This window comes from Stenotrophomonas sp. GD03654, from assembly GCF_029845105.1.
Lineage (GTDB): Bacteria > Pseudomonadota > Gammaproteobacteria > Xanthomonadales > Xanthomonadaceae > Stenotrophomonas > Stenotrophomonas africana.
This window is the reverse complement of the sequence record NZ_JAOCLC010000033.1, coordinates 26,757-39,676: the sequence shown is the minus strand read 5'-3', so window position 1 is coordinate 39,676 and position 12,920 is coordinate 26,757. Positions and strand designations below refer to the sequence as shown.

At 56.2% G+C, this 12,920-nt stretch carries 16 protein-coding genes; 5 read left to right on the top strand and 11 right to left on the bottom strand.

Annotated features, from left to right (window positions below):
- Window positions 1-71 precede the first annotated feature (71 nt).
- From N5J73_RS13380 to N5J73_RS13370, 3 genes are all read right to left on the bottom strand, one after another.
- Window positions 72-380: a hypothetical protein gene (locus tag N5J73_RS13380; RefSeq protein ID WP_279941063.1), complete on the bottom strand. Its 309-nt coding sequence runs from the start codon at window positions 378-380 to the stop codon at window positions 72-74.
- Between the two features lie 1,067 nt (window positions 381-1,447).
- Window positions 1,448-1,903 (bottom strand): hypothetical protein, encoded by a 456-nt coding sequence (locus N5J73_RS13375; RefSeq protein ID WP_279941062.1) that lies wholly within the window; start codon window positions 1,901-1,903, stop codon window positions 1,448-1,450.
- Window positions 1,904-1,960: 57 nt separating this feature from the next.
- On the bottom strand, window positions 1,961-2,410 hold the full coding sequence (locus N5J73_RS13370; protein WP_279941061.1) for an NIF family HAD-type phosphatase: 450 nt from the start codon (window positions 2,408-2,410) through the stop codon (window positions 1,961-1,963).
- A 439-nt stretch (window positions 2,411-2,849) separates the two neighbouring features.
- Between N5J73_RS13370 and N5J73_RS13365 the strand changes: the two genes are divergently transcribed.
- Window positions 2,850-3,218: a helix-turn-helix transcriptional regulator gene (locus N5J73_RS13365; protein WP_343204246.1), complete on the top strand. Its 369-nt coding sequence runs from the start codon at window positions 2,850-2,852 to the stop codon at window positions 3,216-3,218.
- Window positions 3,219-3,746: 528 nt separating this feature from the next.
- On the opposite strand, the gene N5J73_RS13360 is transcribed toward N5J73_RS13365, so the two are convergent.
- From N5J73_RS13360 to N5J73_RS13350, 3 genes are all read right to left on the bottom strand, one after another.
- Window positions 3,747-5,009: a hypothetical protein gene (locus N5J73_RS13360; RefSeq protein WP_279941060.1), complete on the bottom strand. Its 1,263-nt coding sequence runs from the start codon at window positions 5,007-5,009 to the stop codon at window positions 3,747-3,749.
- A 330-nt stretch (window positions 5,010-5,339) separates the two neighbouring features.
- Window positions 5,340-5,951 carry an SLATT domain-containing protein gene (locus N5J73_RS13355; protein WP_171956728.1) on the bottom strand — a complete coding sequence of 204 codons (612 nt, stop codon included), beginning with the start codon at window positions 5,949-5,951 and terminating at the stop codon, window positions 5,340-5,342.
- A gap of 111 nt (window positions 5,952-6,062) precedes the next feature.
- Entirely contained in the window at window positions 6,063-6,401 is a 339-nt protein-coding gene (locus N5J73_RS13350) for a helix-turn-helix transcriptional regulator (RefSeq protein WP_279941059.1), read from the bottom strand.
- Between the two features lie 44 nt (window positions 6,402-6,445).
- On the opposite strand from N5J73_RS13350, the gene N5J73_RS13345 reads away from it, so the two are divergent.
- Genes N5J73_RS13345 through N5J73_RS13335 form a run of 3 tightly spaced genes read left to right on the top strand, consistent with a single transcriptional unit; the run spans window position 6,446 to window position 8,637 of the window.
- Window positions 6,446-6,733 carry a DUF4031 domain-containing protein gene (locus N5J73_RS13345; RefSeq protein WP_228355002.1) on the top strand — a complete coding sequence of 96 codons (288 nt, stop codon included), beginning with the start codon at window positions 6,446-6,448 and terminating at the stop codon, window positions 6,731-6,733.
- A 27-nt stretch (window positions 6,734-6,760) separates the two neighbouring features.
- On the top strand, window positions 6,761-7,969 hold the full coding sequence (locus N5J73_RS13340; RefSeq protein WP_171956725.1) for a nucleoside triphosphate pyrophosphohydrolase family protein: 1,209 nt from the start codon (window positions 6,761-6,763) through the stop codon (window positions 7,967-7,969).
- Entirely contained in the window at window positions 7,966-8,637 is a 672-nt protein-coding gene (locus N5J73_RS13335; protein WP_279941058.1) for a uracil-DNA glycosylase, read from the top strand. Before N5J73_RS13340 ends, N5J73_RS13335 begins: the two co-directional genes overlap by 4 nt.
- An 11-nt stretch (window positions 8,638-8,648) precedes the next feature.
- Here the strand turns inward: N5J73_RS13335 and N5J73_RS13330 are convergent, their stop codons facing one another.
- From N5J73_RS13330 to N5J73_RS13310, 5 genes are all read right to left on the bottom strand, one after another.
- Window positions 8,649-9,308 (bottom strand): hypothetical protein, encoded by a 660-nt coding sequence (locus N5J73_RS13330; protein ID WP_279941057.1) that lies wholly within the window; start codon window positions 9,306-9,308, stop codon window positions 8,649-8,651.
- Between the two features lie 140 nt (window positions 9,309-9,448).
- Window positions 9,449-10,081 (bottom strand): C1 family peptidase, encoded by a 633-nt coding sequence (locus N5J73_RS13325; RefSeq protein ID WP_279941056.1) that lies wholly within the window; start codon window positions 10,079-10,081, stop codon window positions 9,449-9,451.
- Window positions 10,078-11,094, bottom strand: a complete 1,017-nt coding sequence (locus N5J73_RS13320) for an ImmA/IrrE family metallo-endopeptidase (protein WP_171956721.1) — start codon at window positions 11,092-11,094, stop codon at window positions 10,078-10,080. Before N5J73_RS13320 ends, N5J73_RS13325 begins: the two co-directional genes overlap by 4 nt.
- A 3-nt stretch (window positions 11,095-11,097) precedes the next feature.
- On the bottom strand, window positions 11,098-11,460 hold the full coding sequence (locus tag N5J73_RS13315; RefSeq protein ID WP_171956720.1) for a helix-turn-helix transcriptional regulator: 363 nt from the start codon (window positions 11,458-11,460) through the stop codon (window positions 11,098-11,100).
- Window positions 11,453-11,734 carry a hypothetical protein gene (locus tag N5J73_RS13310; RefSeq protein ID WP_279941054.1) on the bottom strand — a complete coding sequence of 94 codons (282 nt, stop codon included), beginning with the start codon at window positions 11,732-11,734 and terminating at the stop codon, window positions 11,453-11,455. Before N5J73_RS13310 ends, N5J73_RS13315 begins: the two co-directional genes overlap by 8 nt.
- A gap of 304 nt (window positions 11,735-12,038) precedes the next feature.
- On the opposite strand from N5J73_RS13310, the gene N5J73_RS13305 reads away from it, so the two are divergent.
- Complete coding sequence (locus N5J73_RS13305; RefSeq protein WP_279941052.1) at window positions 12,039-12,308, top strand: hypothetical protein; 270 nt, start codon at window positions 12,039-12,041, stop codon at window positions 12,306-12,308.
- Window positions 12,309-12,920: the final 612 nt, after the last annotated feature.

The window sequence follows — 12,920 nt, the reverse complement described above, 5'->3', positions numbered from 1 at the left end:
CCGGGGTTTGTCTTTTCTGCCCCAGAGAGTGTTCTTAGCTCACCTGGAGGTCCTCCGTGGGAAGAATGGGATCATTGAGCAGTCTGCCGATTGCTGACGGTTTCCGCGCCGCGTGCTGCGGTGAAAAGCCATTGCGCGAGATCTCTGGATCGGATCATGCGCCCCTTCCTGCCGGGAATGGTCGAGGTTGCTACTCCCAGGCGGTTGTCATACGCCGCGCGCCTGGCCGCGCTGATGCTGTTGTAGCCAAGCAGCATCCACACTTCTGAGAGTCGGACATAGAGCCCGTACTCTTCCGCCACCTGCTCGGCGAGTTGGTCAGGGGTTGTTGCACGAAGTGCGAGCGTTTGTATCGACAAGGGCACCATGTAGGCGAGCATCACTCACTCTCTTTCATATTGCAAACAGTGAGCACATCCTCACATTTGTGGTGCACGGATTATCTGATCACGTATCCGATCAACTGATATGCATACTGCTACAGCAGTTGCCATGTCAGGCGATTTAGCGCGGGATTGTAGTTCGTGGATTGCGATAGGATGGGCACGCTGCCGGCTGTTGAATGAGATGACGACGCACTTGTGGGCGCGGGGTTCTCGCACGCCACGACGTGCCTCTAAGGGAGGTCGATTGGAAGATCAGCACATGATGAGCATCCCTACAGATCAGTTCAGTCGCGAGGAGCTTTCAGGCTCGGCATTAAGAGCCTTCTTCAAACTCGCTGCGAGGTGGGATCTGTCGGGACTCCAGCAGAGAACGTTGCTTGGAGGTCCCCCTGATGCTTCTTACGAGGCATGGGTGCGAGGCGCATACGAGCATATCGATGACGACGTATTGATACGGATTAGCTATCTACTTGGCATCTACAAAGCTCTTCATATCCTTCTGCCGGACTCCATTCAGGCGGATAGTTGGTTAAGACGGCCGAACATGGCACCCATGTTTGCTGGGAACACCGTACTGGAGTTTCTTTGCCGCGGAGGCTTGAGCGAACTTAGAGATGTGCGATCTTACTTGGACGGGCAGGACGCCATCACCTAGATAAGGCGGTGCCATTCACCTCGGGCCGCGTAACAAGTCGATGAGGTTGACCGGGTTTATGCAGACCTGGACCCATCAGTCTCCGTCGTATGAGATCACGGGGAATGAATAAGAGTCGCTGTTCTTGCAATGGACCATGATTCAATTAAGGGGAAGCTTCGACATTCACCCTACGGTTGTCCTCGATGTACGCGTCGCAGAGACTTGGCTGAGCCTCTGTCTCGGCGGTTGGCGGCTGCTGCATCGTCACCAGGTGAGCATAGCCATGGATTGCTGGAGGCCTGCAGGCCGCCAGACTGCAGGCTTCCGCCTATTCGCTCTCAACTAGTTCCGCACTGCCAGACTCAGTTTCAATTGAAGGATGTCGGGTAAACACTAGCGTTGAGTCATCTGGGTAAGGCCCCTCTCAGACATCCTCTTCGAACTCGCACTGCACTGCATGCAACACGCGGGCTGGGTCTACACTCAGCATCGCGGCCGGTACCGCGCCCCAAAGCAACACGTGCGGCGACAAGAACCACTCCGCCTCGCCCCAACCGGTACTGCGACGCAGACCATATGGCTCACGCTGGAAAGGACCAAAGTCCCGCAACACTGCTAGGATCTTGGCTAATCGCTCAACGGGCTGGCCATCTGGGCGGAACTGCCAGGTCGGGTAGCGGTAGCTGCCGATGGGGTGCGTGACATACACGCCCAGCAGCTTCCCGTGACGTCGCAACTCACTTGCACTGTGGCAGCCTCTGCCGAACTTCAAGTTCAGCCCGGCATTGACCTGTGCTGCACTGAGCCACTGTGAGGCGAGACTTTCGCGCCGTGCTTCAGCTGCATCCAGGATCTCTCGTGGGGACGCGATGCGAGTCATGCGAGCCTGAGCTGAACCGAAGATCGATTGCGCATGGCTACGCGTCTCCGTTCCGGGCTAGGGGCGCAAGTCAGCGTCCGCATTACGGATGCGATCAAGCAAACGATGGAGTACCAGGTTGAGCCCATCATCGTCTGACGAATAGGGAGAACCGAACAACGGGGCTTGGACCCAAAGTTGCTCCTGCCCGGGATGGACATAGGGGCCGTGATCATCAAGTAGTAGTGCCTCACCCAGATTTGGCGAGGCGAGACGTAGGTCTTTCGTCTTTCCCGACCACCTGATGTAGGGCAGCTCCACGAACCAGGCCGGGGCACTGCCTTCGCGAGCCAACAGCGTGGCGATGCTGCGAAAGCGATCTTCGGGAACAGTTGTAAACATCGTCAGCTGATCAAACAGCGTCTGGATTTCCTCAAGAAACCAGTAGAGCCCGGGCCTGGGAATCTGGCTGATTGCGTTTGAGATGAGCGTTCCCTCAAGGTCAAGTGCCAAGATCGTCGGCTTCATATGCTGCCCTTATCGTTGGTGCGAACGCCCAACCTTGCTCTCCTGGCTCATCGCTGTCTATCGTGTGAGCCTACTGGTACGCACGGGAGTGCGTCTCCCGGCGCGAGCGTGGCGCGCACAGCCAACAGGTGTACCGCAGGAGCCACAAGTTTGCGGGCATCGTTGTTACTCTCATCCAGTCGTCGAGATTGCTAAGTTCCGCCCGCGACCGTGGCACAGTTCCGAGCGGTTCGCGCAACGTAGCTGCAGCCGACTGACGACGATCAGTTGCTCCAGAACGGCAACGCCGAACATCTTCGTTGGTCCGACCGCGGCAATGATATTTACCAGCAATTGAGCGTAGTCTGGTGCCAGTTGTGCGCATGACACCTGCAGGTATGTAGGATCTGTCTATCCAGGCTTCTATTCTGCGGGAGATTTCGCGTCATTACGATGAGTTATGGAAGTGCCAGAGTTGCGCGCTTTTCCGCGCACAACGGGAGAAGACACCACTAATGAGCACATTTGCGCGCAAATGAGTCACATGCCAATCCAGTCCCCTGAGGAAATTGCCGAGGCCCTAGGAAAGCGGATCAGGGCGCGCCGCCTCCTAGCCAACGTGTCGCAAGCAGCGTTGGCCGACAAAGCAGGGATCTCTCGCAGGGCATTGGTGCAACTGGAGAGCGGGCAAGGATCAACTGTCCACACGCTGATCTCAACCCTTAAAGCATTGGGCTTGGAGCAACAGCTGACTTTTCTCGTCCCTGTGCCGACCGTTAGCCCAATGGCCATGCTGAAGGCTAAACGGTTACGCAGCCGAGCGTCCTAGAGCCAGGAGAGGCGCCTAGTAGCCCCCCACGACGCAACCGTAGCCATCTCTTGCCGATTTCTAATCCGGCAGAGGCGCAACCTTCTCGCGAAGTGGTTTTGGGCTTTAGTGCATAGCTACTCGGCAACCTACCGTCGTTGGCGGTAGGGAACCACGTCGACCATTGCGACTTCCCGGTGACAAGAGTTTCCGTCCTGCGTGCGCAGCGGTGGTTTGCGTAGATTCCCTACCTCTCTTGGCATGAATCAGCCAAGACGCGTAATTTGTAAATTTTAGCATCGGGGAGGCGCTTCTATTTGACAACTACGCTCCTGGCGTGCACTCCAGCGCTTCTTGGCGACGGTCACCAAGAGTCTGCTGAACGAGCGAATCCTGGTCGACTAACTACGTAACGGCTGCGGTGCTACGGCGGTGGCGTCCTATTCGCTTCGCGGGAGGCGCTGAAGTCCAAATCGTATCGAGGTGATTCCTGGCGCTCCTGGGATCATCGGTGACGATCTCCATGCGGAAAGACTGAGCGCTGCCTTGTCAGGTTCGGCGTAGCTCATCTGAGCGTGAAGCGTACCAACGGATGCACTGCTCGGCAGCAATTCGTGCGCATGAGACCAAGCCCGAAAGCTGCTCAGGTGGGCACTCCTTCCCAGTGGTACGATAGTTGGCCTTGGCGTGAGCGAGCTGATTCCTAGACGCAGAGAGCACAGCAGCCAGGTCCACGAGCGCCTGTCTGCGCTGCTCCGCAGAACTGCCTGGTTCGATCTTGGAGAAGCTCCGAAGAATCCGTGGTGCATGTGGCTTCATAGGAAGCGGATCACAGCAGCGCTCAATCGACAAACGCAGCGCCTCTGCGTCGCGGGTGAAGATTCGATTCTCCTCGAAGAGAACGAGTAGCCCATCCATGAACTCTGCATTGGGGCTGAGCGCATCTCTGGACAATAGACGCTTACGAAGGTCCTCGTACTGCTTCTCCCTGACTACCGTGGCAGACACGTACTCAATGCACTTTGCGTAGACGAGTAGCGCGGCGTCGTCGACATGCAGGCCGTTTGCGCTATTGAACTCGGAAAGTACTTCTAAGAGGCCTGGCCCGGTAAGTAGTGGCCTCATGCTGGCTGCCCTTTGGACCAAGTCCCCGATCTCCTCGTCTTCGGGGTACTCGATGTCAAAATCGACTGGGCGGGGAGCCTCCGAGAATTCCAAGCCTAGGGTGACGTGCAGCTCAAAAAGATAGGCTTGTACTAGAGCATTGGCATCTTCTTTCGTTGCCCCTTGCGGATGGTGTACTTCGACAAAAACCTCATCCCAGCCCAGCGGTGGATTGTATTTGTCGTAGTAGTGATCCATTACCACAACCGCTGCACCGAAGTGTGTCGACAGCGACAACAGAGCAATTGATGCGGGACGCCCGGCTACCTCGGCGATGGTCCTGCCGGCACTGGATTCCAATGAGCTGATCTTTTCAACGAATCCCTCAGATCGAAGGTCCTGTGACTTCACTCTGACTACTGTTCGAAGACTCGAGTGATAGATGAGACCGTCGCAGGTTGTCGCCTGATCCGTAACCTCAAGCGCAAGGGCCACCAACTCTTTTACCGGCAAGTTAGCTGACTCTTCTGAACTGGGGAAATCCAGCCTGACCATTGTGTCTAAAGAAAGAACAGCGTCCTCGCGTAGATCCAGATCAAGGCTGGGATCCAGTTCACTTCCTTCCCAATCGATTCCGAAGGCGCTACCTAATCGAGTGATCGCGTCACGCAAACTCGCTTCAAGCGCTGGGGGATCAAAGGTAATCATTGCGATGCGGTCGCCTGGGCTGGGGGAGATTCGTGGACAGCGCAGCAACACTGGGCGGATCAAGTGGCCGATCGCAAGTTGCTTGTCTGGCCAGCAAGCGCTGTGCTGAGGTCCCTTGGAAGAGTCAGTTTGGAGAAAATTGGAACTGCAATATGCTTAATGGTTTTGGGGCGGCATGCGGCATATGGCACCCTATCTAACTACCCTGTGGACCATCGCTTCGCAACTTTGCAGACTCAGGCTATGAAGAGCACATATGTCAGTCTTGAATGCGCGCTCTTGTAACTCAGTGATAGGCTTCGGCGGCATCTCAGGCCTTTATCTACCTATCTATTCTACCATTCTGATGGCCAGGAAGAGCTTAAAGAAAACGTACCCAACAAAGGTCATCGCTACGAAATAGTGAGAGAAGATGAGTATGGTGACGACCCGAGCCTTGAGCCACCGCACTACATAGGTTAGCCATTCAGACCCGGTGCTCGGCTTCTCCGTCAGCTGCGTGAGCAAGTAGTCAATAGGCTTGTGGTTCCCGTACTTCTCCAAGATATCGTAGTACTCCTCGGTAAGTGCGATGTAGTACTGATCCTTGACAGAGCCGCTGATGCCCGCGAGCTTTCGAGCAAACCGCCCTAGCTCTACCCCATTTCTATGCATTGCCTCTGATCGCGAAATGAAGTTTTCTTGACCAAGAAGCAGGGAGTAGACCAGAACGAGTACTGCAAGCACGGCTTGTGTTGCATTAAGATAAATTGCATCTACGCCAAGCTGGATATTAAATGCTTGCATCATGGGCACAAATACTAGCGCTGCAGAAATCAGCGAGACGGTCCACTGCGAGAACTTGTGGTGTCGCTCAAGTCGTTCGCTTGCTCGATACCTCGACCTGGTGGTGATCCTTGTTCGCCGGATCAGTTCCTCGATGCGATTCTCAACGCCTTCCATGTTCCCCTCCCTGAGTCGCCGTGCGGCGCGTATGCGTATGGGTAGCATACTGGTGCGACGAGGCTTGAGGACTAGACCGCGTCACTTAGCCTAAGGTGCGCAGGTGCCGAGCTAGGTCGTGCTTCGGACCAGCTCCTCGATTGCGCCGATAAGTTTGGCAACCCCGGCCTCGCTGCCCGGAACTCCTGCTATCAACGCATCAACCCTCGCGCCAAGCTCAGTCTTGGGTGACGGCCCCGGAAAAGCAGGCAATCTTAGAAAGTTGCAAATTTTTTGAACATTTTTGGAGAGCGTGACCATTTTCCCGCGCTCCATTTTGGAGATCTGCCCAGGATCGACGCCGGTCTGCTCTGACACATAAAAAAGCGTCATCCCAGCCCTATGCCGGGCTTCGCGCATGCGCCCTCCTAGTTGCAGGGCATCCTCTCGTGTATGGAATCGCTCGGCCATATGTGCTAAAGTTTTGCATATTATTTGCACATTTGCGAGCCCATATGGCCGTCTACGTAGATTCAGAGGGCATTCGCTGGCGGGGCAAGGAATGGTGCCACCTAGTGGCCGACTCCATCGAAGAACTTCACGACTTTGCGGCACGACTCGGGCTACAGCGCCGGTGGTTTCAGAATAAGGGGCGCTATCCCCACTACGATGTGACGATGACGGTCCGCAGTCGCGCCTTGCTTATGGGTGCGGTTGATGCTGACCGAGCCACACTTATCGCCTGCTGTAGGCGCGTGCGAGCCGATATACTTCTGGGGAGAACGCAAGCGTTACTATCCTGATGACCCCTTTCAGCGAAGGACTGCTAGATGACACGCGCGCTACCCCAGCCTCCACCACTCTCGTTGCCAGAGTATGCTCTTAAGGCTCGAAGAACTAATCGCTTCGAGAACACGCCCGACGAGTTCGACAACCTGCGGTTCGGGTACTTTGGGGAGACGGGAGGACTGCTCGCCTCGGTAAAGAAGTCTGTACGCGATCAGTTGACAGATCCGGAGAGCGCGCTAGCCGCCGAAGAGCTTGGCGACGCACTCTGGTACCTGTTCAGCACGGCGGCCTTTCTTGGCATCTCGCCTAATGAGCTTGGCGAACACTGCATCCGTCGACTGCGCAAACGGTTCGGAGACAACGATCGCCCCGTGTCTGAACCCGTAAGCTTTAGGCAGATTGACGGACTTCTTGATACCCACAAAGAAGGATGGGATCTGGACAGAGTCAGGCAGCTCGGCAAACTTGCTAGTAGCGCCGGGAGCTTGGCCGACACGTCGTTGACTCAACTTCAAGCGCTGAGCCCCCCAGCCCAGCGGGAACACTTTGGCACCCTGTTTGCAGAATGGGTCCTCACCTGTGGATGCTTCGACCTGCGCGTCGAGAGCGTTGCGCGCGACAACCTCTCCAAGATTTCTAGCCGATGGCCGGGTGACGAGAGGATCTATCCAGCCTACTTCGACCCAGACACCAAGTTCGGTGCCCATGAGCAGTTCCCCAGGGTGTTTGAGATCGAGTTTGTCGAACGTGATGGATATGTGGTCCAGATGCTCAACGGCGTATTTATCGGGGATCGCCTCACCGATAACAGCAACGAGGCGGACGATTACCGCTTTCATGATGTTTTTCATCTCGCCTACATTGCCTATCTTGGATGGTCGCCCGTTGTGAGGGGGCTGCTTAAGCGCAAGCGAAAGTCGGACAGGAAGATTGATGAGAACGAAGACGGCGCGCGCGCCATGATCATCGAGGAAGGCATTGCCACCTGGATCTTCAATCACGCCAAACAGTTTGAGCTCTACAATGGCGTGAAGGCCGGCAAACTCGATTACGGGCTTCTGAAGCAGATCCAGAGCATGGTCGATGGCTACGAGGTGGCCCGATGCAAGCTGTGGCAGTGGGAGCTAGCAATCCTGAAGGGATTTGAGGTGTTTCGCCTACTTACAATGCACCGTGGCGGAGTGGTCAAAGTTGACATGGCTAACCACGAACTTTCGTTTCGACCTATTGATCCCCAAGCAACGCAATGACCCCAAACGCCTTCGTTAAAGCACTCTCCGCCCTTAGCCTAGACAACGTTTTCAATCCGTATGCGGATGTTTGCCCTGTGCACGATCGTATGGATGCGGCTGAGTGCAGGAGAAGGAATCTACGCACCTACCTAGCAGCGGTGTCAGAGATTGGCGTGGACACGATCTGGATGGGTAGGGACTTGGGTTATCGAGGCGGTCGTCGAACCGGCCTCGCCCTCACCGATGAGTTCCATCTTCCGGAGCTGGCCAGGCGCTATCCCGGCTCGCATTCGCACCAGGCTACGAAAGGCCCCGCCCTTGCAGAACGTACAGCAGCAGAGATTTGGTCCGCAATCAGAGCAATCGAAACGCCCCCGCTCTTGTGGAACGTATTCCCGCTTCACCCACACGAGCCGGACATCCCCTTCACCAACCGTCGATTCACAGCCCGCGAGCTCTCCCAAGTTGAAGAGTTGAATAGCGTTCTGATCTCTTGGTTGAACATTCGGCACATCGTTGCGATCGGGCAGGACGCTGCGTCGTATGCGCAGCGTTTTGGCGTCAAGGTGATCACCATACGCCATCCTAGCTATGGAGGAGTCCGGGAATTTCGAGAAGGCATGCGTCGCTTCTATGGACTGCCAGCCAACGCCTTGGACCGGGCCTATCAAGCGACTCTGCTGTGACCCCCAGGGCTCTAAGGCAACCGTTTTATCAGCGCGGCTGCAGCATCGGCACCTCCGAACGAGCTCACATCCAAGTGAGCCAGCGTACTCACACAGGTCAAGACCCCGGGGTCGTAGCCGGACTCTTTGCTGACAAAGTGCAATAGCTGACTCAGTCCGACCAAGTTGCCAAGGGCTCTTTTCGCGTAGTGGTGCGATCGATAGACTGCGGTCAGATCGACCGCGCCCTTCGAAGGGGCGAGCTTAAAGCTCAAGTGGCTGAGACAGGGGATGTTGGTCGCGCGCCCTCCGTCTATCGCCGGCTCGTAGATGGGAAGCTCGCAACCTACTTCGCCGTCAAGTAGGTCGTTCACATCGTGAACGCCGAGCTCGTAGGCGGACAGAATTTTGCGGTCGTCCTTGGTTGTCCGGAGCTTGCTAACGATCGTTTCCAGAGGATTACTGGTCTTTCCGGATTTGGGGTGGGCGCGATCCATCATGCGCATCGCGTACGTCCCCCATGTCCCCTGCTTCTTCCCTGACTTCATGGGCTCAAGGTAACGTTTGTAGAAGTCGGGACGGCCAAAACGCAGATATGGTCCTTGCGGAAAGATGGTCCCGGCAACTGTGAAAACGCCACCGCCATCGCCCCGGGCTCTAAGCACACCGTCAACTTCGTTGATGACGTCCAAGTCGCCGCCTCCGAGGATCGTCGAGGAGGCAATCTCCAGGACATAGTTTCGATCCGTCCTCTGAGGGGCTTCGTTCAGGCTACGCACTGCGGAGACCCAGACAGGAACTAGCCTTTCACCTGTAAATACCTTAGCCACTCTCACCCTCCAAACGCACAGATAACGTGCTCGCGAATGTAAATTTCGGGAAGCCATGCCTGCCCGTGTGCTCCCCACTTGTCGCCCCAGCTGTTGCGAATTCGGAAATAGGGGGCGCCGTCATCGGCCCTGCCAAGCCCAACAACTGCTACTGCATGTAGTGCGTTGGACAGGGGCAACTGCTCAAACGTGACCACTCCGCTCGCCGGAATGAAGAAGCTTTGAGTCAACCTCATGCCGATGCCCACGGGAAGATTCCTTCGAATCGCGTCGGCAATTGAATCAGGATCGTGCGGAAGCAGATCCAGCGCTCTTCCATAGAGGCGCAAACCAACTGGCGGCAACGAAACAGGCGGTGATGGCTCCGTTGCCTGATACGGGAAGTCCTGCTCGGTAGGTTGCCCGAACGATGCCACTTGGAGCGCGAGTCCTAAGGAGACACCATCACCCGAGGCCCAATTGGACGTTAGTGTGGCGGCACCTTGATAGACATACTCGGGACTCAGCACCTCACTCTGCGGAGCGAATCGGAGATTTAGCTCCGATAGGGCGAACGCAATACAGGTCGGGCGCTGCCCTTGGTCGCGTGCAGCATTGTTTGCCTGCGGCAGGGCTATTTCTTCCTTGATGATCAAGCTATCGACGCCTCGCTCAACAAGTTCCGCTTAGCGACTCGCGTCAGACCAGGCTCGATTTGCTCAAATTTAGCCCTCGTTTCGAACGTCGCGATAGCTTCGCCCCCCTTCAACCAAGGTCGCTGCTCTTGCATAGAAAAGGCACGCGTTTCGCCGTCTGGAAGACTCGCAGGGTCGTCGTAGGTCAGTAGAAATTCCGCGGTGGCTGCGCCGAAAACGATCTGCCTCGGATCGACCACCTCTTCGGTTCGACACGATATCGGGCGAATCTGGAAACCTTCCGATGCTAGCTCAGTCAACGACCAGAGGTAGCCCGATGAGGCATTGCTTCTCAAACGAACCAAGACCTGGTCATCCGCACGCGGCTCCAGCACGCTCGCCCGATCACTTTCGTCGAGGAGCCATACCTCCCTACGAGATTCAAAATTCTGTCCTTTGAGCAGCGCCTGTTTGATGTCGATCGGCTGGATCTTCAGGAGTTCCTTGACCTCACCAGTATGCAAGAGTTTTTGTCGTGCGAGAGACCAAGCCGTCGCCGTATAGCTAATTCCGAGCCTCAGAGACAGCTGGTAAAGTGTAACCGGGTGCTTGAGTGACTGAATGCTCCAGCCCTTTCGGCGCATGATATTTGCGAGCAGACTGCGAGAGGTCAACAGTTGGTAAGCGAACCAATCCGCCTCCTGTTCCTGACGTTCCACTTTGGGCCCAAATTCCATCGAATCGTCGGCTGTAGTGCCGTGACCCATGAAGTAATGTCCGAGCTCGTGGGCACACGTCAGGTGGATCAGTCCCGCCGACCGCTCGGAATTGACGAGGATGCCGGACACCTCGTCTCGGATGAACGCCCCGAGAAGCTTGTCCATGGGTCGCAGAAGTACAGGAACGCCTTCCCTCCCTGCGATTAAAAAGGGATCGACACGCGTATAGCCATCGTGCTCCACACGGGCCTTGGCACCGGAGTCTTGATAGATCTCAGCGGCTCGCCTAGCGGCGTTCTTGATGTGAGGGAGCATTCCTTACTCCTTTCGACTGACCTTGGTTGATTGCTTCAAAAATTCGGCGAAACGCGCCACCTCATCGAGGTCACGGCCTGAGAGACCCTTGATTGCCCGCGCCAGGAAAGCCAACTGCTCTGGTGCTTGCGGCGGTGGCTCCCTCCCGGTGAGCAAGTATTCAAGCGTCCTTCGGTACAAGCGCGCCATGATGTTTAGTTCAGTCGCCTCCACTTTTCGACTGCCAGATTCGATATGAGTTACCGCTGGACGCGAGATCCCAAGGGCGATGGCAACTTCCTCCTGAGATAGACCTACATACTCCCGAGACTGCCGCAGCCGCTCCGCCATCCCTGCCCGCTGAGCATCCTTTTCGAGACTAGTCATCGGGATGCTCCGCCACGTACTTTAGAACCTCCGCGGTCAATTGTTCGACGAATTGCTCCCGCGATTCATATCCACCTTTGCGGATCACGATGTCCGCTGGAATCTTTCGATTGAGCAACTTGTCGATTTCCAGCATCACCTCCATCACGGTCAATGAATCCAAGGGCGCACCGATCAGGGAGCCAGTGTCTTGAGGATCCTCACCGACATCAATCGCCATATCGTCCCAGAACTTCTCAAGACACGCTTCGATTTCCTGCTTTTTGTCGTTCATAATCCACCAGGATCGCATCATGAATGTACGAAAACCGTACCACCGTTCAACTTCTGTAAAAAGAGCCATAGCCTAGGTTTCCGACAAACGGCAGGGGAGAGGTAATCTCCCGAGAACGCTCATCCGCGTCGATAGGGTGCCGCTCCCTGGGTGTCGCTTGTCCTGACCGAATTCTGCCCAGCATCTGCTGCTGGGCCCAACTGCATACCCGGCAGAGCAACGCCGCGCCGAGGGCCTGCATGTGGTGGCGGGTGTCTGCTCCCGGTATCGTTGTTAGCAACGTCACATCCGCAAGGAACGGGCTATGTCGCGTCAGCCAACCATTTCGTACAACACTGGCCTCGGGGTTGATGGGAGGCCAAAGGCAATTACAGCTGATTACTACCTGGCCACGACTAAGGATGTGATGCAGTTCTATTGCTTCGATGAACCGGCAGAACAGGGCAGCGAGGGCAGGTGGGAGCTCATCGATCATTTGGATCGAACGCGTCTACTCGGCGCCGGTGACATGGCGACGGCCAAGACTTGGGCTAAGCGCCTGGGCCTCAAGTCTTGGACCTATGTCCGCGTCTGACCTCTTAGGCGGGCCACCTGAGTAGGGGTATGGGCCGGACTAACTGGCGAAGCCCTTTGCGGTCCTGACGGGGCGAAAGCCTTGCAAGTCGAGCGACAGCCGTCCGCTCTGTCCTAGCCACCCAGTGCTTGCCCGCCTGTACCTCGCCGATAAAGGATGGACTGCGCCATGCGTTTTAGTCGGGGCATTTCTAAAGTCTGCTCGTTGTCGGAAATAGACATCAGGCAGGGACGGGATTACAAAGATCTATAGAGGATAGGGCGGATGCCCGTTTCTGGCCGGTAGCGGTAGTCGTCTCGCGATGGCAGCGTCCGCCCCATTGTGGACGTTCGAAACCCCACTCTGGGTGCGTTCCGTCCCTGATCGCTCGATCCGGCTATGCGTCGGCGTGCTAGCCGGACCCTGCAGCCATAAGATAGAGCGGCATCAACGGAATAGTCCGCCATACGGCGTGCTATGAAGATGACGAATAACCGGATCCCGAGGTCCGTCTATTGGGTGGCTAGGGGATCTGATGCAGTGTTTCGCGACTACAAAGGGCCAAAAACGTTGCCGCTTGATTCAGGCGTTAGGCGGCTTCGCCCGCCTGGGGCTTAACAAAACATTGACACT

Bases quoted from the DNA above. Each gene is read 5' to 3' on its own strand.
- N5J73_RS13380 (WP_279941063.1), bottom strand. From the start codon at position 380: ATGCTCGCCTACATGGTGCCCTTGTCGATACAAACGCTCGCACTTCGT.
- N5J73_RS13375 (WP_279941062.1), bottom strand. From the start codon at position 1,903: ATGACTCGCATCGCGTCCCCACGAGAGATCCTGGATGCAGCTGAAGCA.
- N5J73_RS13370 (WP_279941061.1), bottom strand. From the start codon at position 2,410: ATGAAGCCGACGATCTTGGCACTTGACCTTGAGGGAACGCTCATCTCA.
- N5J73_RS13365 (WP_343204246.1), top strand. From the start codon at position 2,850: ATGGAAGTGCCAGAGTTGCGCGCTTTTCCGCGCACAACGGGAGAAGAC.
- N5J73_RS13360 (WP_279941060.1), bottom strand. From the start codon at position 5,009: ATGATTACCTTTGATCCCCCAGCGCTTGAAGCGAGTTTGCGTGACGCG.
- N5J73_RS13355 (WP_171956728.1), bottom strand. From the start codon at position 5,951: ATGGAAGGCGTTGAGAATCGCATCGAGGAACTGATCCGGCGAACAAGG.
- N5J73_RS13350 (WP_279941059.1), bottom strand. From the start codon at position 6,401: ATGGCCGAGCGATTCCATACACGAGAGGATGCCCTGCAACTAGGAGGG.
- N5J73_RS13345 (WP_228355002.1), top strand. From the start codon at position 6,446: ATGGCCGTCTACGTAGATTCAGAGGGCATTCGCTGGCGGGGCAAGGAA.
- N5J73_RS13340 (WP_171956725.1), top strand. From the start codon at position 6,761: ATGACACGCGCGCTACCCCAGCCTCCACCACTCTCGTTGCCAGAGTAT.
- N5J73_RS13335 (WP_279941058.1), top strand. From the start codon at position 7,966: ATGACCCCAAACGCCTTCGTTAAAGCACTCTCCGCCCTTAGCCTAGAC.
- N5J73_RS13320 (WP_171956721.1), bottom strand. From the start codon at position 11,094: ATGCTCCCTCACATCAAGAACGCCGCTAGGCGAGCCGCTGAGATCTAT.
- N5J73_RS13315 (WP_171956720.1), bottom strand. From the start codon at position 11,460: ATGACTAGTCTCGAAAAGGATGCTCAGCGGGCAGGGATGGCGGAGCGG.
- N5J73_RS13310 (WP_279941054.1), bottom strand. From the start codon at position 11,734: ATGAACGACAAAAAGCAGGAAATCGAAGCGTGTCTTGAGAAGTTCTGG.
- N5J73_RS13305 (WP_279941052.1), top strand. From the start codon at position 12,039: ATGTCGCGTCAGCCAACCATTTCGTACAACACTGGCCTCGGGGTTGAT.